The sequence below is a fragment of the Kitasatospora sp. NPDC005856 genome, assembly GCF_040629945.1.
In the GTDB taxonomy this organism is placed as follows: Bacteria; Actinomycetota; Actinomycetes; order Streptomycetales; family Streptomycetaceae; genus Kitasatospora.
On the sequence record NZ_JBEXWT010000089.1, the window covers coordinates 1 to 19,697 of the forward strand.

The following is a 19,697-nucleotide window of genomic DNA, read 5'->3' on the forward strand; positions in this document are numbered from 1 at the left end:
ACGTCCGGCCCCCGATTGGCCCCGAACGGGTTTGTGGCTTGGGGGGGCCGATATTACGGGGGGGCCTGGGCGGGGGGGGGGGGGGGCGGGGGGGTGGGGGGGGGGGGGGGGCCCGGGCCACCGGTGGGACCGGTGGGCGGGCCCGCATCCCGCCGCCGGTCAGGCCTGGCCGCCGGGGCGGCGCATCGGCCGCAGGGCCGGGCGGGCCTTCTTCGGCGCCGGCGCCTCGTCGCCGCCGGGCAGGACGGCGGCGAGCGCGGCCACCGTGGGTGCGTCGAACAGCGTGCGGATCGGCAGCTCCGCGCCGAGGGTGGCGCGGATGCGGCTGACCAGCCGGGTGGCGAGCAGGGAGTGGCCGCCGAGGTCGAAGAACCGGTCGTCGATGCTGACCGCCGGCACGCCCAGCACCTCGGCGAACAGGGCGCAGAGCTCCCGCTCGCGCTCGGTGCGCGGGGCGCGGCCCTCGGCCGCCCCGGCGTACTCGGGCGCGGGCAGGGCCCGGCGGTCGACCTTGCCGTTGGCGGTGACCGGCAGGCTGTCCAGGACGACCACGGCGGCCGGGAGCATGTAGCCGGCGAGGCGGTCCGTGACGAAGGCGCGCAGTTCGCCGTCGGTGGTCTTGCCGGTGGCGTACACCACCAGGCGCTTGTCGCCCGGCTGGTCCTCGCGGACCACCGCGAGCGCCTGGCCGACGCCCTCGTGGGCGGTGAACGCGGCCTCCACCTCGCCGAGTTCGATCCGGAAGCCGCGGATCTTGACCTGGTCGTCGGCCCGGCCGAGGAACTCCAGGACGCCGTCGGCGGTCCACCGGGCGAGGTCGCCGGTGCGGTACATCCGGCCTCCCGTCCCGTCGAAGGGACAGGCGACGAAGCGCTCGGCGCTGAGCGCCGGGCGGCCGACGTAGCCGCGGGCCAGGCCGGCCCCGGCGATGTACAGCTCGCCCGCCACTCCGGCCGGCACCGGCTGGAGGCCGGCGTCCAGCACGTACAGCCGGGTGTTGGCCAGCGGGCGCCCGATCGGCACCGTGCTCGGCACCGCGGCGGCGTCGGGCATCGGGTACTGGGTGGCGCACAGGGTGGTCTCGGTCGGTCCGTACAGGGCCCGCACCGCGATGCCCGGGACGGCCTCCAGCACCCGGCGCACGGCCGGGGCGGAGACCACGTCGCCGCCGGTCAGCACCTCGCGCACGCCGGCGAAGATGCCCGGGTCCTCCTCCGCGATGACCCGGAAGAGACCGGCCGTGACGTGCACGTGGGTGAGCGCGTGGACCCTCACCAGCTCGCGGATGGCGGCCGCGTCCAGGTCCCCCGGCGGTGCGACGACCACCTGGCCGCCGGACAGCAGCGGCACCCAGATCTCGTAGGTCGAGGCGTCGAAGGCGTGCGGCGCGTGGAACAGCACCCGCAGGCCCTCGTCGTGCCGCCAGCACGGGTCGGTGGCGAGCTGCACCACGTCCCGGTGGCTGATCGCGATGCCCTTGGGCTCCCCGGTGGAGCCGGAGGTGAACATCACGTACGCGAGCTGCTCCGGGTGGGGCGCGGCCGGGTGGGCGCGCCGCTCGCGCGGACCGTCGAACCAGCCCCCGGTGAGCGGCAGGACGGGGCAGGGGGCGTCGGTGGCCAGCGGGTGGTCGCGGTGGGCCGGGTCGACCACGACGAGGGCCGCGGCCGTCTCGGCGGTGATCCTGCGCAGCCGCTCGGCCGGGTGGCGGTCGTCCAGCGGGACGTAGGTGCCGCCCGCCTTGGCCACCGCGAGGATCGCCGTCAGCAGGTCGGCGGAGCGGTCCATCAGCAGGACCACCGGCGTCTCGGCGCCGACCCCGGCGCCGGCCAGGTGGGCCGCCAGGTGCTCGGCCCGGGAGTCCAGTTCGGCGTAGCTGAGGGTGCCGTCCTGCGAGACCACGGCCGGGGCGTCGGGGGTGGCGGCGGCCCGCGCCTCGAACAGCTCCGGCAGGGTCGCGTCCGGGACGGGCGCCGCGGTGTCGTTCCAGCCGGTGAGCAGCTGCTCGCGCTCGGCCGGGTCGAGGATCTCGATGCCGCCGATCGGTGCGTCCGGGGCGGCCACGGCGGCGCTCAGCACGCGCAGCAGCCGCTCGCCGAGGGCGGCCACGGTGGCGTGGTCGAAGAGGTCGACGGCGTACTCGACCGCCACCGTCAGGCCCGCCTGCGGGCCCTGCTCGGTGAAGCGGAAGGACAGGTCGAACTTGGCCACGTCCAGCTCGAAGGGGTGCTCCGCGCAGCCCAGGTCGCCGAAGGCGGCCGGCACCGTGACCCGGCTCTCCAGCGCCACCAGGGTCTGGAAGAGCGGGTGGCGGGCGGGGGTGCGGGTGGGGTTCTGGTGTTCGACCAGGCGCTCGAAGGGGATGTCCTGGTGGTCGTAGGCGTCCAGGTCGGTGCGCCGGACCCGGTCGAGCAGCTGCCGGAAGCTCGGGTCGCCGCTGGTGTCGGTGCGCAGCAGCAGGGTGTTGACGAAGAAGCCGACCAGGTCGTCGAGGGCCTCGTCGGTGCGGCCGGCCACCACCGTGCCGATCGGCAGGTCGGTGCCGGCGCCGAGGCGGGTGTAGAGGGCGGCGACCGCGGCCTGCAGCGCCATGAACAGGCTGGCGTTCTGCGCCGCCGCCAACTCGCCGAGCGCACGGTGCAGTTCGGCGTCGACGGCGACCTCCACCAGGCCGCCCCGGTGCCCCGGCACGGCCGGGCGCGGGCGGTCGTAGGGGAGCGCCAGCTCCTCCGGGGCATCGGCCAGGGCCTGCTGCCAGTAGGCGAGTTGTTCCTTCAGCAGGGTGCTGGGCTGCTCGTCGGTGCCGAGCAGCTCGCGCTGCCAGAGGGTGTAGTCGGCGTACTGCACCGGCAGCGGCTCCCACTGCGGCTCGGTGCCGGCCAGCCGGGCCCGGTACGCCTCGGCGAGGTCGCGGAAGAGCGGGGCGGCCGACCAGCCGTCGGTGGCGATGTGGTGCATGAGCACCAGCAGGACGTGCTCGTCGTGCGGCAGCGAGAGCAGGGTGGCGCGCACCGGCAGGTCGTGGGCGAGGTCGAAGACCTCCTCGCCGGCCGCGAACAGCGCGGTCCGCAGCCCCTGCTCGTCGGCCACCGCCACGTGCCGCAGGGCGAGTTCGGCGGCTTCGGTGACGAGCTGGTGCGGCCGGCCGTCGACGGTCGGGAGGACGGTGCGCAGGACCTCGTGCCGCCGCACCACGTCCCGGACCGCCTGCTCCAGGGCGGGCAGGTCGACGGCGCCGGTGAGCCGGACCGCGACGGGCGTGTTGTAGAGCGCGCTCGGGCCCTCGAACTGTTCGATGAACCACAGGCGTTGCTGGGCGGAGGAGAGCGGCACGCGCTCGGGCCGCTCGGCCGGCCGCAGGGCCGGACGGGCCGTGGCGGAGTCGGGCAGCGCGGCGGCCAGCAGGGCCACCGTCGGGTTGTCGAAGAGCGTGCGGATCGGCAGTTCGGCGCCGAGGCCGGCGCGGATGCGGCTGACCAGCTTGGTGGCGAGCAGCGAGTGCCCGCCGCGGTCGAAGAAGTTGTCGTCGATGCTGATCCTGGACAGCCCGAGGACCTCGGCGAACAGCCCGCACAGGGCCTGCTCGGTGGCGTTGCGCGGCTCGCGCCCGCCGTCGGCGCCGTTGTAGTCGGGCGCGGGCAGGGCCTTGCGGTCCACCTTGCCGTTCGGGTTCACCGGCAGCTCGTCGAGGACGACGATCGCGGCCGGCAGCATGTAGCCGGGCAGCCGCTCGGTGACGAAGTCGCGCAGCTCGTCGGCCCGCACCTCGCCCGTGACGTACGCGACCAGGCGCTTGTCGCCCGGCTGGTCCTGGCGCACGGCCACGCAGACCTGGCCGACCGCCGGGTGGGCGGTGAACGCCGCCTCCACCTCGCCGAGTTCGATCCGGAAGCCGCGCAGCTTGACCTGGTCGTCCGCTCGGCCGACGAACTCCAGTTCACCCGTGGGCGTCCAGCGCACCACGTCGCCGGTGCGGTACATCCGGCCGCCGGGCTCGCCGAACGGGCAGGCGACGAAGCGCTCGGCGGTCAGGCCGGGGCGGCGGATGTAGCCGCGGGCCAGGCCGTTGCCGCCGATGTACAGCTCGCCGGCCACGCCGACCGGCACCGGGCGCAGCCCGGCGTCCAGCACGTACAGCCGGTTGTTGGGCAGCGGGCGGCCGATCGGGACGACGTCGGGCACCTCGGCGGCCGAGGTCATCGGGAAGTGCGTCGCGAAGGTGGTCGTCTCGGTCGGCCCGTAGACGTTGATCAGGCGCAGTCCGGGGCAGGTGTCCAGCACCCGCCGCATGGCGACCGGCGAGGCGATGTCCCCGCCCGTCCACACCTCGTGCAGCCCGGTGAAGGTCTCCGGGGCCTCGGCGGCCAGCACGTTGAAGAGGCCGACGCTGATCCAGGCGGAGGTGGTCCGCTCGTGGCCGATCACCGCCGCGAGCTCGGCGATGCCCAGCCGGCCGGGCGGGGCGATCACCAGCTGGCCGCCGGAGAGCAGCGGGGTCCAGATCTCGTAGGTGGAGGCGTCGAACGCGGAGGGCGCGTGCACCGGCAGCCGCTCGTGGCCGCCGCCGGTGAACTGCCCGCCGAGTGCGAGGTCCACCACGCCGCGGTGGGTGATGGCGATGCCCTTGGGCACGCCGGTCGAGCCGGAGGTGTGCATCACGTACACCAACTGGTCGGCGCGCTGCGGCAGTCCGAGGTTCTCGGGGTGTTCCTCGGCGTGCGGGTCGAGCACCGTCAGGCCGGCCAGCGCGGGGTGCTCGCGGTGCGCGGCGTCGGCCAGCACCAGCTCGGCCCCGGCGTCCGCGAGGACGGTCCGCAGCCGGTCGTTCGGCTGGGCGTCGTCCAGCGGCACGTAGAGGCCGCCGGCCTTGAGCACCGCCAGGATCGCGACCACCTGGGCGGCCGAGCGGTCGATCATCAGGGCGACCGGCGTCTCCCGGACGACCCCGGCCTCGACCAGCCGCAGTGCCAGGCCGTTGGCCCGGGCGTTGAGCTGGGCGTAGGTCAGCTCGGCGTCGTCGGCGGTGAGCGCGATCGCGTCCGGGGTCGCGGTGGCCCGCGCCTCGAACAGCTCGGGCAGCGAGCCCTCGGGCAGCGGGGTGCTGGTGCCGCTCCACTCGGTGACCAGTTCGGCGCGCTCGGCCGCGGTCAACACCTCGACGGCGCCGACGAGTTCGGCCGGGTCGGCGACGATCCGGCCGAGCAGGGCGAGGAAGCGGTCCAGCAGGGCGCGGGCCTGCTCGGAGGTGAAGGCGTCCGGCTGGTGGTCCAGCCGCAGCTGGAGGCCGTCGCCGGGGGTGAGGGCCAGCACCAGCGGGTAGTGGGCGCTGTCGACGTCCTCGACGAGCGTGACCCGGGTGGCGCCGCTCGGGTCGGCGTCGTCCAGGGCGGACGGGTCCGGGTAGTTGCCGTACACCGTGACGGTGTCGAACAGGCTTCCCATCCCGGCGAGTTGCTGGATCTCGGTGAGGCTGAGGTGCTGGTGGTCCAGCAGGGCGGACTGCTCGTGCTGCAGGCGCAGCAGCAGCTGGCCCCAGCTCTCCGCCTGGTCCAGGCGCACCCGCACCGGCACGGTGTTGATGAGCAGGCCCATCATCCGCTCCACGCCCGGCAGGTCGTGCGGCCGGCCGGAGACGGTGGTGCCGAACAGCACGTCCTCGCGCCCGGTGAGCCGGGCCAGCAGCACGCCCCAGGCCGCCTGGACCAGGGTGTTGAGGGTGACGCCGTAGCGGCGGGCGGTGCGGGCGAGGGCCTCGGTGGTCTCCGGGGTGAGCCCGGTGTGCAGGCGCAGCGGCAGCTGCGGGGTGGCGGCGGAGCGGCCGGGGGCGAGCAGGGTGGGCTCGTCGGCGCCGGCCAGGGCCTGGGCCCAGGCGGTGCGGGCGGCCGAGCCGTCGCGCCGGGTGATCCAGCGCAGGTACTCGCGGTACGGGGCCGCCGGGGCCTGCGGCTGCTCGAAGTACAGGCCCCACAGCTCCTCGGCGAACAGCGGGGTGGACCAGCCGTCCAGCAGGATGTGGTGGGCGGAGGCGATCAGCTGGTGCCGCTCGGGGGCGAGCCTGATCAGGGTGTAGCGCAGCAGCGGGGGGCGGTCGAGGTCGAAGCGGCGCCCGTACTCGGCGGCGGCGATCCGGGCGGCCTCCGCCCGCGGATCGGCGTGATCGGTCAAGTCGACGACGGTGAAAGGGAGTTCGACGGTGTCCGGGACGACCTGCACGGGCGGTCCGTCGTGCCGCTGGTGGAACGCGGCCTTGAGGTTCGGCTGGCGGGTCAGCAGCGCCTCGGCGGCGGCGCGCAGCCGCTCGGCGTCCACCGGGCCGGTGAGGTCGAAGGTCACGACCGAGGTGTAGACGTCCGCACCGTCGGCGTCGTACGCCGAGTGGAAGGCCATGCCCTGCTGGAGCGGCGAGGTGGGCCAGACGTCCACCAGACGGGCGGGGGCGTGGTGGGCGGCGAGCGAGTCCAGCTCGTCCTGGGTGACGGCCACCAGCGGGAAGTCGGAGGGGGTGTGCCCGCCCGCGTCCGGCCGCTCGGCGTGCTCGGCGAGCGCGGCCAGCGCGGCGAACCAGGCCTCGGCGAAGGCGCGCACCCGCTCCTCGGAGAGCAGCCCGGTGGCGTAGGACCACTGGGCGACCAGCAGCGGGCCCTGCGGGGTGTCCACGGTGGTGGCGTCCAGGCCGAGCACCCGGCCGAGCGCGAGGCCGGTCGCGGCGCCCTCGGACATCGCCTCGGTGCCGGCGAGCACGTCCTCGGCGGTGACGCCCTCGGGCGCGAAGCGGCCCAGGTAGTTGAACTCGATCTGCGGGTCCGCGAAGCCCTCGAGGGCGGCGGCGGTGTCCGGGTTGAGGTGGCGCAGCAGGCCGAAGCCGATGCCGTTGTCCGGGACGGCGCGCAGCTGCTCCTTCACCCGGCCGAGGGCCCGGCCGAGCCCGGGGCCGGCCGCGGTGACCTCGGACCAGTCCAGCGTCCCGGGGGCGAGCCGCACGGGGTAGACGGAGGTGAACCAGCCGGCGGTGCGGTGCAGGTCGACGCCGTCGACGATCTCCTCGCGGCCGTGGCCCTCCACGGTGACCAGCACGGCGCCGTCGGGCCCGGTGGTCTCCCGGCCGCGCCAGTGGCCGAGGGCCAGCGCCAGCCCGGTCAGCAGGACGTCGTTGACCTGGGCGTGGTAGGCGGCGGTGACCTTGGTGAGCAGCGCCTGGGTGGTCCCGGCGGGCAGGACGAGCCGCAGCAGGCCCTCGGTGGCGTAGGTGTCCTCGGCCGGGTCCAGCGGGCGCTCGCCGAGCAGTGGGTCCGGGGTGGCCAACGCGGCCTGCCAGAGCGGGAGTTCGGCGGCCCGGCGGTCGGTCCGCGCCTCGGCGGTGAGCCGCTGGGCCCAGCGGCGGAAGGAGGTGGGCACCGGGGCGAGCTCGACGGCGCGGCCCTCGCGGAGCGCGGCGAGTGCGCCGAGCAGGTCCTCCTCGACGATGCGCCAGGTGACGCCGTCCACCACCAGGTGGTGGATCACCAGCAGCAGCTGCGAGGGCGCCTGGGGGCCGGCGTCGAAGCGCACGGCCTGGACCATCCGCCCGTCCTCGGGGGACAGCCGCTCGCGGGCGGCCTCGGTCTCGGCGCGCAGCGCCTCGGCGGTGGCGGGCCCCTCGACCCGGCGCAGCACGCTCTCGGCGGGGACGGCGCCGGCCTCGGGCACGTGCAGCGTCCAGGGGCGCTCGGCGAGCGGGGAGGTGCGGGCGCGGAACAGGTCGTGGTGGTCGAGCAGGGCCTGGACGGCGGTGGTCAGGTGCTCCTGCCCGGTGCCGGCGGGCAGGGTGAGCAGGGTGGACTGGTAGAAGCTCTCGACCGCGCCGTGCTGGGCGGCCAGCCAGTGCACGATGGGCGTGGGCGGCACCTCGCCGAGGCCTGCGCCGGCCGGCTCGACGACGACCGGGCCCTCCAGGGGGCGGGCGATCCGCGCCAGCGCTTCGACGGTCGGGGCGAGGAACACCTCGCGCGGGGTGAGCTGGAGGCCCGCGTGCCGGGCCCGGGAGACCAGCTGGATGGCCACGATGGAGTCGCCGCCGAGCTCGAAGAAGGAGTCGGTGACGCCCACCCGAGGCAGGCCGAGGACCTCGCCGAACAGCCGGACCAGGGTGTGCTCCGGCTCCCCGGCGGGGGCGCGGCCCTCCTCCTCGCCGGCGCCGAACACCGGGGCGGGCAGGGCGCGCTTGTCGACCTTGCCGTTGGGCGTGAGCGGAAGCCGGTCGAGCACCACGACGGTGGGCACCATGTGGTCGGGCAGCCGCTCGGCGCAGTACGCCCGCAGCTCGACCGGGTCGGCGGCGCCGACGGTGTAGCCGACCAGGCGGCGCTCGCCCGGGCGGTCCTCGCGCACCAGCACCACGGCCTGGCGCACCTCGGGGTGGGCGGAGAGGGTCTGCTCGATCTCGCCGAGCTCGACCCGGAAGCCGCGGATCTTCACCTGGTCGTCGGCCCGGCCGAGGAAGTCCAGCTGGCCGTCCGGGCGGTAGCTGCCGAGGTCGCCGGTGCGGTACATCCGCTCGCCGGGCGCGCCGTACGGGTCGGCCACGAAGCGCTCGGCGGTCAGACCGGGGCGGTTCAGGTAGCCGCGGGCCAGGTGCGGGCCGGCCAGGTACAGCTCGCCCACGGTGCCCGGCTCGACCGGGCGCAGCTGCTCGTCCAGCACGTGGATGCGCACGTCCTGGCAGGGCCGGCCGATCGGGGGCAGCTCGTCGCCGGTCAGCGGCTCGCTCATGCTGACGATGACGGTGGCCTCGGTCGGGCCGTAGCTGTTGAGCATCAGCCGGCCGCGGCCGCAGCGGGCGGCCAGCTCGCGGGAGACCGCCTCGCCGCCGCCGATCAGGGTGCGCAGCGAGGGCATCGGCAGGTCGGGCAGGGTGGAGATCATCGCGGTGGCGATGTCGGCGTGGGTGACGCCGTACCGGTCGATCAGGGCGGCCAGCGGCTCGCCGACCAGCTGGCTCTGCTCGCGCGGCAGCACCAGGGCGGCGCCGGTGGTGAGCGCCACGGACAGGTCGGAGACCGAGACGTCGAAGCTGAGCGAGGAGGCCTGGAGCACCCGGCTGCCGGGGCCGACCCCGGTGGCGGCGACCTGGGTGCCGATCATGCTGGGCAGCCCGGTGTGGGTGACGGCCACGCCCTTGGGCACGCCGGTGGAGCCGGAGGTGTAGATGACGTACGCGGTGTTCAGGGCGCTCACCGGGCGGACCCGCTCGGCGGCGGTGAAGGGGGTGCCGGGCCGGGCGTCGAGGTCGGCCCGGTGCTCGGCGGAGTCGAGCAGCAGCCGGGGGGCGTCGGTCGCGGGCAGCTGCCCGGCGGCCTCGGCGGTGGTGAGCACCAGGGCGGCGCGGGAGTCGGTCAGCATGTGGCGCAGCCGCTCGGCGGGGTAGGCCGGGTCGGCGGGCAGCCAGGCGGCGCCGGTCTTGGCGACGGCGAGGATCGCGGCGATCGCCTCGGGGGACTTCGGCAGGGCCAGCGCGACGACGTCCTCGGTGCCCAGGCCGCGGGCGGCCAGCACCCGGGCCAGCCGGTTGGCGCGGGCGTCCAGCTCGGCGTAGCTGAGGGTGATGCCCTCGGCGTACAGCGCGGGGGCGTCCGGGGTGCGCTCGACCTGGGCGTCGACCAGCTCGGTGAGGGTCGGACGGGCGGGAGCCCCCGTGGCCAGCCGGGCGGCCAGTGCGGTGGGGGTGGGGGCGTCCGCCAGGACGGACGGCTCCAGGCGGACGCCGAACTCGGCGTGCACCCGGGCCAGCAGCCGCTCGGCGGCGGGCCGGTCGCCGCCCAGGTCGTAGAAGCCCGCCGCGGGGTCGACCGACTCCCGGCCGAGCACCTCCGCGAACAGTCGGCACAGGACCTCGGCCGCTTCGGGCCGCTGCTCGGCTCTGTGCGTCTGCTGGACCCCGGACATGTGACTCTCTCCCTTGTGCGGCTGGCCCCCGCGGTGGCGGGAGCGGCGAGCTGGGTTGACCTCGGGGCGCGGTCGGCCCGGGGTCGGCGGAGCGATGTTGCGGTCGTCGTGCGGTGCTGTGGTGTGCTTCGGGTGACGTCCGCGCGGTGCGGCGGTGCGGCGGTGCGGGGATGCGGCGGTGCGGCGGTGCGGGGACGCAGCGGTGCGAGGGTGAGGGTGTGCCGGTGCCGTTCTCGGTGCGTGTTCGATGCACGCGCGTAGATGTCGAGCACGGGACTGCGCCGGCGGCGTGACGGTGCGGCCGCGCGGCGGTGGGGCGCTGCGGTGACGGGGTGCTGCGGTGGTGGGGCGGGGCGGTTCCGGCGGGTGCTGGCGCCGACGGCCGGGTGAGCGGCCGAAGGGGGGAGCGGCCGGACGGGCGGCGGCTCGGGCACTGTGACGCGCCGGGTGAGCGGCGGTCGGCTCTGTGCTCGCGGCCGAGGCGGTGTGGCCGGGGGAGCGGCCGCTCGGCGGGGTTCTCCGTACGGAGGGCGGGTGGTGTTCAGCCGTCCGACGGTCGGTGCGCGGTGACGGCGGTGGCGGCGGTGACCGCGGTCGGCGCGATCAGTGCCGGCAGGGCGGTCAGGGCTGTCGGAGCCGTCGGAGCCGTCAGTGCTCGGACAGGTGCGCGACCAGGCTCTTCGGTCGCAGGTCCTGCCAGTTCTGCTCGACGTAGTCGAGGCAGTCCTGACGTCCGGCGGCGCCGAACACCTGCTGCCAGCCGGCGGGCACCGGGCTGAAGGCCGGCCACAGCGAGTGCTGGCCCTCGTCGTTCACCAGGACGAGGTAGCTGCCCTCGGCGTCCTCGAACGGGTTCGCCATCGTCGGTTCCTCTCTGATCGGAGCTGTTCGGAGCTGTTGTGGAGCTGTTCAGCGCAGTACGAGAAGGGGAGGGGCGTGGTGATCGAACGGAGCCGCGGCTCAGGCGCCCCAGCCGGAGTCTGCGCTGGGGGCGTCGACGGCGGCGAAGGAGACCGTGGACAGGTGCGGCTGGGCGTGGAGTTGGAGGCCCACCACGGCGACCAGCAGAAGGGCGAGTGTCCCGAGCATCTTGTGGACGCGGACGGCAAGGCTAGGCATCGCGAATTCCTCTTCCTGAGGAGGGCGGTCTGCCCTCTTCGCTCTGACAACGCATCCTGCCGAAGGCCCAAACGTGCTTGGAAGCTCTGACTGTGATCGTGAACACGCAATGCGGGAACCGGAAGCCCGGGCAGATCGTGCCAAAAACAGACAGACATGATCCAAATCACACCCGGCTCTGTCAGATCAGTGGTGGGAATGCTGATGATCCGGGGGACATCGCACCGCCGGGTCGGGCGCCCCGGCACGCCCCAGCGAGCCCCGGCACAGCTCCTCCCGGACGGCCGGCCAGTCCTCGACCCACGGCCGGCCCGTCCCGGCCGGCGACTCCAGGGCGAGCGTCGCCAGGTAGGCGCGCTTGAGCGCGGCCCGTTCGTCCTGCACCCGGCCGGCCGACTGCTCGATCCGGCGCAGCCGGGCGTGCAGCCGCTCCAGCGCGCCCCCGCCCGTCAGCAGCCTCCGCGCCTCCGGCCCGAAGCGGAAGCCGGGCGCCAGCAGCGGCCAGGCCGTCCGCCACGCACTGAACACCTCGCGGTGGCTCGGCCCCCACTCCCGCTCGGCCTGGGCCAGCCGCTGCCGTGCCGCCGCCTCGGTCGGCGCCGTACAGGTCTCGCGCAGCGCCCGGGAGAGCGCCGCCCAGTCCTCGCCGGGCGCGTGCCGCAGCGCCCCGTGCAGCAGGTGGGCCACCGAACCGTGCACCACGGTGCGGGGCCACTGCTCGGCCGCCGCCTCGGCCAGCACCGCACCCGTGCCGCCGACCAGCACCCAGACCTCCCGCACCCCGCGCCCGGCCAGCCCGGCCAGCACCTGGGGCCACTGCTCCCCGTCCGCGGCCGGCCACAGGCCCAGCACCTCGCGACGGCCCTCCATCGAGACCCCGAGCGCCAGGTGCACCAGCGGACCGCCCGAGCGGCCGCTGCGCACCGAGTCGACGAAGACCACCGGGTAGACCGGGTCGAGCTGTCGCCCGCGCCGCTCGGCGAGTTCGTCGAGCACCTGGTCGGTGATGGCCGAGACGGTCTCCCGGCTGAGCTCCACGCCGTACACCTCGGCCAGGTGCGCCACCAGTTCGCCCGAACTGAGGCCGCGCGCGGTCAGCGAGATCACCAGCCGGTCGAGCCCGGGCAGCCGCCGGGCCCGGGGCAGCACGGACTTGGGGGCGAAGCTGCCCTCGCGGTCCCGGGGCACCCGCACCTCGACCGGGCCGATCTCGGTGAGCAGCCGTCTGGCCCGGGCGCCGTTGCGGCCGTTGGTGCCCCTGCCGGCGCCGGCGCCGCTTCCGGAACCGCGCAGGTGCTCCTGGAGTTCGAGCTCCAGGGCGCCCTCGATCAACTGCTTGGCGAAGGCCTGGAGGATCCCGCCGTCGCCCAGCAGCCGGACGGCGCCGGAGCCGACCTGCGCGGCGGCGGCCTCCGCCAACTGTCGCACCAGGCGCTGGTCCACCAGGCCGGCGAGGGCGGCGGACGGTGCCGCCGGGTCGGAATCAGCTCGCAACTGGGGGTGCCTTCCGTCTGTAGGCCGTTCCGTGCGCCGGCCGCCCGCCCCGGACGTCCCGACGGGACGTCAGGTGCCATGCGCCGGCAATCCCCCGGTCATCGCCGCCGGGTACGGTCGTGCCCCGTGACCGTGCCCGCGGCTCCCCCCGCCTGCGTGCACGTTCGATCACCCTCAGCCGATGATTTCCGCGCCCTTTGGGCGTACACTCACGGCTGTCGGAGCCCGGGGGCGGCTTCCGAACGGCAGTCACTCCTCATCTTGCCGGTTCTGATGCCTGGCGGAAGCCGGTACGGGCATTCGTGAAACCGCAATGTTGAAGCCGGAAGGATGCCCAGATGTGCCCAACCCAGGACAACAGCACGGAAAGGGGAACTCCCCAGCTCTGCGACCGGGGCGTCGAGTTCTACCGGATGGCGCTGGCCGAGGGTGAGGCCACCGGCGAGGCGCCCGAGTGCCTGCTCGCGATGGGCCTGCTGCGCCCCCTGCCCGGCTCCGACCGCCGGCTGGTCCCCGTCCCGCCCGACATCGCCGCCACCGGGCTGACCCGGCCGCTCGAACTCGCCGTCCTGGCCCACCAGGAGCAGCTCGCCGAGCTGCACACCTCCTTCCACGCCGCCGAGCACGCCTACCGGGACGTCATGCGGCGGGCCGAGCTGCCGATCCGCTTACTGGCCGGCGATGAGATCAGTCCCGCACTGGAGAAGGCCGTCGCCGCCTGCTCCGAGGAACTGCTCACCGCCCAGCCGGGCGGCGGTCGCGCCCCCGAGCAACTGGCCGACGCGCTCCCGCGCGACCTCGCCCTGGCCGGCCGCGGCGTGCGCCAGCGCACCCTCTACCAGCACACCGTGCGCTCGCACGGCCCGACGCTGGCCTACATCGAACAGGTCACCGCCCAGGGCGCCCAGGTGCGCACCCTGAACGAGGTCTTCGACCGGGTGATCGTCTGCGACCGCTCCACCGCCTTCATCCCGGCCGGCGCCGACCGCGCGGCCGCGGCGATGCTCATCCAGCTCCCCCCGCTGGTCGAGTACCTGCTCAAGATCTTCGAGCTGATGTGGGAGCGCGCCGAGCCCGTCACCTACCAGCAGGGCCACCACCGCCCCCGGCTGCTGACCGCCCGCACCCGGCAGAACGTCCTGCGCCTGATGGTCAACGGCTACACGGACGAGGCCATCGCCTCCCGCCTCGGCATGAGCACCCGCACCGTCTCCAGCCACATCCAGAAGGCCAGCGAACTCCTCGGCAGCCGCAGCCGCGGCCACCTCGGCTACATCATCGCCCGCCAGGGCGTCCTCGACGAGCCCCTCGACGAACTCTGACGGGCTCCGGCGGACACTGACGGACCCCGGCTGGCGCGGGTCCCGGAACGACCTCCGCCGCCGGCCCCCACCCCGGGGGCCGGCGGCGGAGGCCCGGTCGGGGGCATGGGCCATCGGCCACGGGTCCGGCGACGGCGACCGCGGACGCCCCGCTCCTTATGACAACGGCATTGACGTGCGGGAGTGCCGCCGGTTTCATGGCTCGCACTTCCCGCCCGTGTCACCCCCTGTGACCGGTGCGGGTGTTCCCCCACACGTGCACCCCACGAACAAGGCGGTGATCCGTTGGCATCGACGGTGAAGGACGCGAGCGGCGGCCCGAGAGCGGACGCGCGAGGCTCCCACGTCACGATGCGCAAGTCGCTCGGCCTGCTGGACGGAGCGGCGATCGCCGCCTCCAGTACGGCCGCCACCAGCAGCATCGGGATCGGCCTGGGCCTGATGGCCGGGGTGGTCGGCCTGCACCTTCCGGCGATCATGTTGCTGGCCTTCCTGCCGGTGCTCGCCATCGCCGGCGGGTACGGGCGGCTGAACGCCGTCGAGCCGGACGCGGGCAGCAGCTATCGCTGGGTCGGGCGCACCCTCCACCCCTGGCTGGGCTTCCTGACCGGGTGGGTGAACACCGTGGGGACCGTGGTCTTCATGGCGTACACCACGACCGTCACCGGCTCGTCGATCATCCAGCTGCTGGACCAGGCCCACGTCCGCAGCGTCGCCGGGCTGCGGCTCGACGCCGACTCGACCGTCCAGTGCACCCTGATCGGCCTGGTGGTGCTGGTGGCCGCCGCGCTGGTCGCGGTGCGCGGGCTGGACCTGGCGGCCCGGCTGCAGAAGGCGCTGCTGGTCTTCGAGTACGCCGTGCTGCTCGGCTTCTGCGGCTACGGGCTGTTCGCCGGCGACCAGCCGTTCTCGCTCCAGTGGTACAACCCCTTCGACATCCCTTCCTTCGGCGCGGTCGCCCAGGGCATGGTGCTGGCGGTGTTCTGCTACTGGGGCTTCGAGTCGGTGTTCAGCGTCGGCGAGGAGGTGCGCGACCCGCGGGACGCCTCCCGCGGCGGCCTGCTGGCCCTGGTGGTGATGCTGGCGCTGTTCCTGCTCGCCGGAACGGCCTTCCAGCGGGTGCTGCCGATCGACGAACTGGCCGACAACGGCGCCCACGGACTGACCTACTTCGGCGCCAAGCTCGCCGAACAGCCCCTGGCCGCACTGCCGTTGATCGCGCTGATGTTCTCCGCCGTGGCCTCGCTGCAGTCCTCGGTGATCCCGACCGCCCGCGGGATGTACGCGATGGGGCGCGACCGGGTGCTCGGCCCGGTCTGGACCCGGCTGCACCCCCGGCACGCCACGCCCGCCCTCGGCACCCTGCTGATCACCGGCGTCGCGGTCGCGCTGGCACTGGCCTCGATCGCCATCCCGACCGTCAACGACCTGATCTCGGCCGCGGTCAACGCGATCGGCATCGTCGTCGCGCTCTACTACGCGCTGACCGCCGTCGCCGCCGCCGTCCGGTTCCGCGGACTGCTGCGCACCGCCCCGCTGGAGGGGCTGCGCGCGGTGGTCGGGCCGCTGCTGGGCGCGGCGGCACTGCTCCTCGTCGGCGGATACCTGGCCTGGACCTTCTACGACTCCACGGACCATTTCGAACTCGCCGCGGACAACGGATGGTTCGAGCTGTCCGTGGTGATCATCATGATCGTCAGCGGACTGCCCGCGGCGGCCTGGGCCCGCTGGCGGCGGCGCTCGCCGTACTTCCTGCGGGAGGGCGCGGTGGCCGAGTAGACCCGTTGCCAGGCAGGACGATCCACGAGGACACGAGAACGGAGCACCACCCATGACCGAGGCCGATCTGGTCTTCACCCACGGCCCCGTCCACACCGGCGACGCGGCCCGCACCCGGGCCGGCGGCCTGGCCGTCGTCGGCGAACGCATCGTCGCCGTCGGGCACGACGAGGTGCGGGAGCTCATCGGGCCGAGGACGGAGGTCGTCGACCTCACCGGCAAGCTGCTGCTGCCCGGCTTCCAGGACGCCCACATCCACGCGGTGTTCGGCGGCGCCGAGCTGGCCTCCTGCGACCTCACCGGGACGGTCGGCGTCGCCGACTACCTGGAGCGCATCCGGGCGTACGCCGAGGCCAACCCGGAGCAGGAGTGGATCACCGGCAGCGGGTGGTCGATGGAGAGTTTCGAGGGCGGCCTGCCCACCCGGCAGCTGCTCGACTCCGTCGTCCCCGACCGGCCGGTGTACCTGACCAACCGGGACCACCACGGCGCCTGGGCCAACACCAGGGCGCTGGAACTCGCCGGGCTCACCGCCGACACCCCCGACCCGGCCGACGGACGGATCGAGCGCGAGGCCGACGGCACCCCGGGCGGAACGCTCCAGGAGGGAGCCACCGCGCTGGTCGCCCGGCTGCTGCCGCCCTCGACCGCCGCCGACCGGCTCGACGGACTGCTGCGCGCCCAGCGGCTGCTGCACTCGCTCGGCATCACCGGCTGGCAGGACGCGCTGCTCGGCGTGTTCAACGGCCAGCCCGACCCGTCCGACGCCTACCTGGCCGCCGCCCGCTCCGGCGCGCTGACCGCCCGGGTGACCGGCGCGCTCTGGTGGGACCGTGACCGCGGTGCCGAACAGATCCCCGAACTCGTGCGGCGGCGCGCGGAGTTGAGCCACGGGCGGTTCCGGGCCGGCTCGGTGAAGATCATGCAGGACGGCATCGCGGAGAACTTCACCGCCGCGATGACCAGCCCCTACCTGGACGGCTGCGGCTGCGCCACCGCCAACTCCGGCCTCAGCTTCGTCGATCCGGCGGCGCTGTGCGGCTACGTCACCGAACTGGACGCGCTCGACTTCCAGGTGCACTTCCACGCGCTCGGCGACCGGGCCGTGCGCGAGGCCCTGGACGCCATCGAGGCCGCCCGCACCGCCAACGGCCGGCGCGGCGCCCGGCACCACCTCGCCCACCTCCAGGTGGTCCACCCGGACGACCTCCCGCGCTTCGCCCGGCTCGGCGCCGTCGCCAACATCCAGCCGCTCTGGGCCGCGCACGAGCCGCAGATGGACGAACTGACCATCCCCTTCCTCGGGCCGGAGCGGGCCGCCTGGCAGTACCCGTTCGGCTCCCTCCAGCGGGCCGGCGCCACCCTGGCGGCGGGCAGCGACTGGCCGGTGAGCAGCCCGGACCCGCTGGCGGGGCTGCACGTGGCGGTCAACCGGATGGAACCGGAGGCCACCGACGGGCGGGTCTTCCTGCCCGAGCAGCGGCTCGACCTGGGCTCGGCCATCGCCGCCTACACGGCCGGCACCGCGTACCTCAACGGGCACGACGACGCCGGCGTGCTGGCGGTCGGGCGGCTCGCGGACCTGGTGGTGCTCGACCGGGACATCCTCACCGGGCCGCCGGAGGAGATCGCCCAGGCCCGGGTGGAACGGACGTACGTCGGCGGGCAGCTGGTGCACGCGGCGGGCTGAGCCGGGCAGGCGAGGGGCCGGACGGGCCGTCGGCGGTGGGCACACGGGGGCTCACCGCCGGCGGCCGGTCGCGTCTCCGGGCCCGGCCGGTGCCCCCGGCGGGCCCGCGGCGCCGCCATCACGGCCGCCATCACGGCCGCCGCCACAGCCCCTGCGCCAGCCGTCGGGCTGCCGTCCTCAGCCGCCGGCCGCTCGCAGGCGGGCGTCGGCGGCTTCCAGGAGCAGGTCCAGGGCGCACGGGTAGCCGCTGCGGCGCATGTCGGCGGTGAGCAGGTGGGCGGTGGCCGCGATGTGGGGGTGGTCGGCGGCGTCGACGCGGGCGTAGGAGGCCTGCCAGACCTGGAGGTCGGCGTTCTGGGCGGCGGCCGGGAGGGCGAGCGCGGCGGCGTCCAGGGCGGCGAAGCCGAGGCTCTGGTCGACGAAGGCGTGGTAGATCCGGACGGCCTCCGGGTCGGGGAAGCCCGCCGTGCGCAGCAGGCCGAGGATCGCCTCGACGGCGGCGAGTTCATGGGTGCGGCCGGTGGTGCGGTGGGCGGCGAGTATGGCCGCCTGCGGGTGGGCCTGGTAGCTGGCGTGGATGCGCAGGCCGATGGCGCGCAGGTCGGCGCGCCAGTCGCCGCTGGGCTGCCAGCCGCGCTGGGCGCGGCCGATCAGCTCGTCGGCGATGGCGAGCAGCAGGTCGTCGGTGCTGTGGAAGTAGCGGTAGACCGCGCTCGGGTCGGCGCCGAGCGCGGCGCCGAGCCGTCGTACCGTGAGCGCCTCGGCGCCGTGGTTGCCGATCAGCCGGATCGCGGTCTCGATGATCAGCTCGGCGGACAGCACCACGCCCTGTTTGGTGGGGCGGCGCCGGCGTCGCTGCGGTTCGGGGACTACGCGGTCGGTCATCCCCCGAGATTATGCCCACACCGTTGACGTAGACCAGGGGTCGGACACCGCCCGCGCGCCGCCGGGGACTCAGCCCTCGGCGTGGGCCGGCGCCCAGGCGGTGCCGTTGTGGAAGTAGTCCGGCGCGCCCTGCCTGCCCACGGTGCGGAACGGCTGATTGTCGCCGAGGTCCACCCGCATCGTTCCCTTGCGGCCGTCCTTGCCGGTCCACACCAGTTCGAGGAACCAGCTGACGTCCTGGGAACGGGTGGAGGCGTCCACGTCGATCACCTGCGGGTCGGCGGCCGAGATCCGGTACGGGAAGTCCGTCGTGCCGGTCTTCCGTGCGCCCTCCCGGCCCGGGACGGGGGTGACGCGCGGCGTGGGCGCGTCGAGGTCCACCGCGAAGGACGCCGGTTCGAGCCCGCCGCCGCAGCCGGACCCGGGCGTGTAGGCGTTCCACTTGGGGGCGGGCCGGGTGCTGACCACCTGCACGGACATGGCGTTCAGCACGACGGTGTCCGCGCTCGCGCCCAGAGCGGTCAGCTCGATCCGCAGGTGCCCGGCCGGGACCAGGCGCTGGGAGGCCGCCCAGCTGTCGATCCGGCCGGAGGACGACGGGGGCGGGGTCACCTGGGCGGGGGAGCGGGCGGAGAGGAACCACTGGTCGCAGGGGCTGCCCCAGTTGTTGTTGAGGACACTGACGTTGAAGGGCGCGGGAAGGTCCTCGGGGATCGCCGAGGCCGTCGGGGAGACGGTCGCGGCGGCGGTCGGGGCGGCGGTCGGGGACGGGGTGTCCGCAGCGGCGGAGCCCGCGGGGGCCGGCGGCGCGGGGGCACCGGTGGGCGCGGTGCCGGCCGCCGCGGTGGCGGCGGCGGACGGTCCGGCCGCGCCCGTCGTCGAGGGGTTCGGCGTGCCACCGGGGTGGCGCAGGACGAGGACCGACACCAGGGCGGCCACCGCGGCGACGGCGGTCGCGCTCAGCAGTATCCGGTTGCGGGCTCGGCGGCGCGGTTCGGCGGACGGCGGTACGGGGAGCACGATGCTCACCTCCTCCTCCGGCGTGGTGACGGACTCCGGCTCGGGCAGGGCGGCGGGAGCGGGCGTGGGAGCGGGCAGGGCAGCGGGAGCGGGCGTGGGAGCAGGAGCGGGAGCTGGCGCAGGCGTGGGAACGGCCTGCGGCGCGCTCTTCCGCGCGGCCGCGGCCGCCGGTGTGCCGCCCGAGGAGGCCTCCCGGCGGCGGGCCGCGTCGGCCAGGATCCAGCGGCGGTGCAGTTCGACCAGTTCCTCGGTACCGGCCCCGCAGACCCGGGCCAGCCGCTCCACCGGTGCGTACTCGGTCGGTACGGCGGCGCCGTTGCAGTAGCGGTGCAGGGTGGAGGTGCTGACGTGCAGCCGGGTGGCCAGGGCCCCGTAGCTGCGGCCCGAACGCTCCTTGAGGTCGCGCAGCATCGCCGCGAACTCCTCGGTCTCCACACTCATCTGCTGCCCTTCCCCCACCCCGGCCT

The 19,697-nt window shown here is 75.0% G+C and carries 9 protein-coding genes; 3 read left to right on the top strand and 6 right to left on the bottom strand.

Features of this window, described 5'->3' with window-relative positions; all coding sequences use genetic code 11:
- Window positions 1–159 precede the first annotated feature (159 nt).
- The 4 genes from ABZ449_RS34460 to ABZ449_RS34475 form a co-directional block, all read right to left on the bottom strand.
- Complete coding sequence (locus tag ABZ449_RS34460; protein WP_360353984.1) at window positions 160–9,921, bottom strand: amino acid adenylation domain-containing protein; 9,762 nt, start codon at window positions 9,919–9,921, stop codon at window positions 160–162.
- Window positions 9,922–10,569: 648 nt separating this feature from the next.
- Complete coding sequence (locus tag ABZ449_RS34465; protein ID WP_360353986.1) at window positions 10,570–10,782, bottom strand: MbtH family protein; 213 nt, start codon at window positions 10,780–10,782, stop codon at window positions 10,570–10,572.
- A 99-nt stretch (window positions 10,783–10,881) separates the two neighbouring features.
- Window positions 10,882–11,040, bottom strand: a complete 159-nt coding sequence (locus ABZ449_RS34470) for a hypothetical protein (RefSeq protein WP_360353988.1) — start codon at window positions 11,038–11,040, stop codon at window positions 10,882–10,884.
- Window positions 11,041–11,226: 186 nt separating this feature from the next.
- Entirely contained in the window at window positions 11,227–12,534 is a 1,308-nt protein-coding gene (locus tag ABZ449_RS34475; RefSeq protein WP_360353990.1) for an IS256 family transposase, read from the bottom strand.
- Window positions 12,535–12,872: 338 nt separating this feature from the next.
- Between ABZ449_RS34475 and ABZ449_RS34480 the strand changes: the two genes are divergently transcribed.
- From ABZ449_RS34480 to ABZ449_RS34490, 3 genes are all read left to right on the top strand, one after another.
- Complete coding sequence (locus ABZ449_RS34480; protein WP_360353991.1) at window positions 12,873–13,856, top strand: helix-turn-helix transcriptional regulator; 984 nt, start codon at window positions 12,873–12,875, stop codon at window positions 13,854–13,856.
- Window positions 13,857–14,207: 351 nt separating this feature from the next.
- A complete protein-coding gene (locus ABZ449_RS34485; RefSeq protein WP_360354018.1) occupies window positions 14,208–15,635 on the top strand; it encodes an APC family permease in 1,428 nt (475 codons plus the stop codon).
- Between the two features lie 52 nt (window positions 15,636–15,687).
- On the top strand, window positions 15,688–17,325 hold the full coding sequence (locus ABZ449_RS34490) for an amidohydrolase (protein ID WP_360353993.1): 1,638 nt from the start codon (window positions 15,688–15,690) through the stop codon (window positions 17,323–17,325).
- A 177-nt stretch (window positions 17,326–17,502) separates the two neighbouring features.
- Here the strand turns inward: ABZ449_RS34490 and ABZ449_RS34495 are convergent, their stop codons facing one another.
- Window positions 17,503–18,210 carry a TetR/AcrR family transcriptional regulator gene (locus ABZ449_RS34495; protein ID WP_360353995.1) on the bottom strand — a complete coding sequence of 236 codons (708 nt, stop codon included), beginning with the start codon at window positions 18,208–18,210 and terminating at the stop codon, window positions 17,503–17,505.
- 69 nt (window positions 18,211–18,279) lie between these two features.
- Complete coding sequence (locus ABZ449_RS34500) at window positions 18,280–19,671, bottom strand: helix-turn-helix transcriptional regulator (protein ID WP_360353996.1); 1,392 nt, start codon at window positions 19,669–19,671, stop codon at window positions 18,280–18,282.
- Window positions 19,672–19,697: the final 26 nt, after the last annotated feature.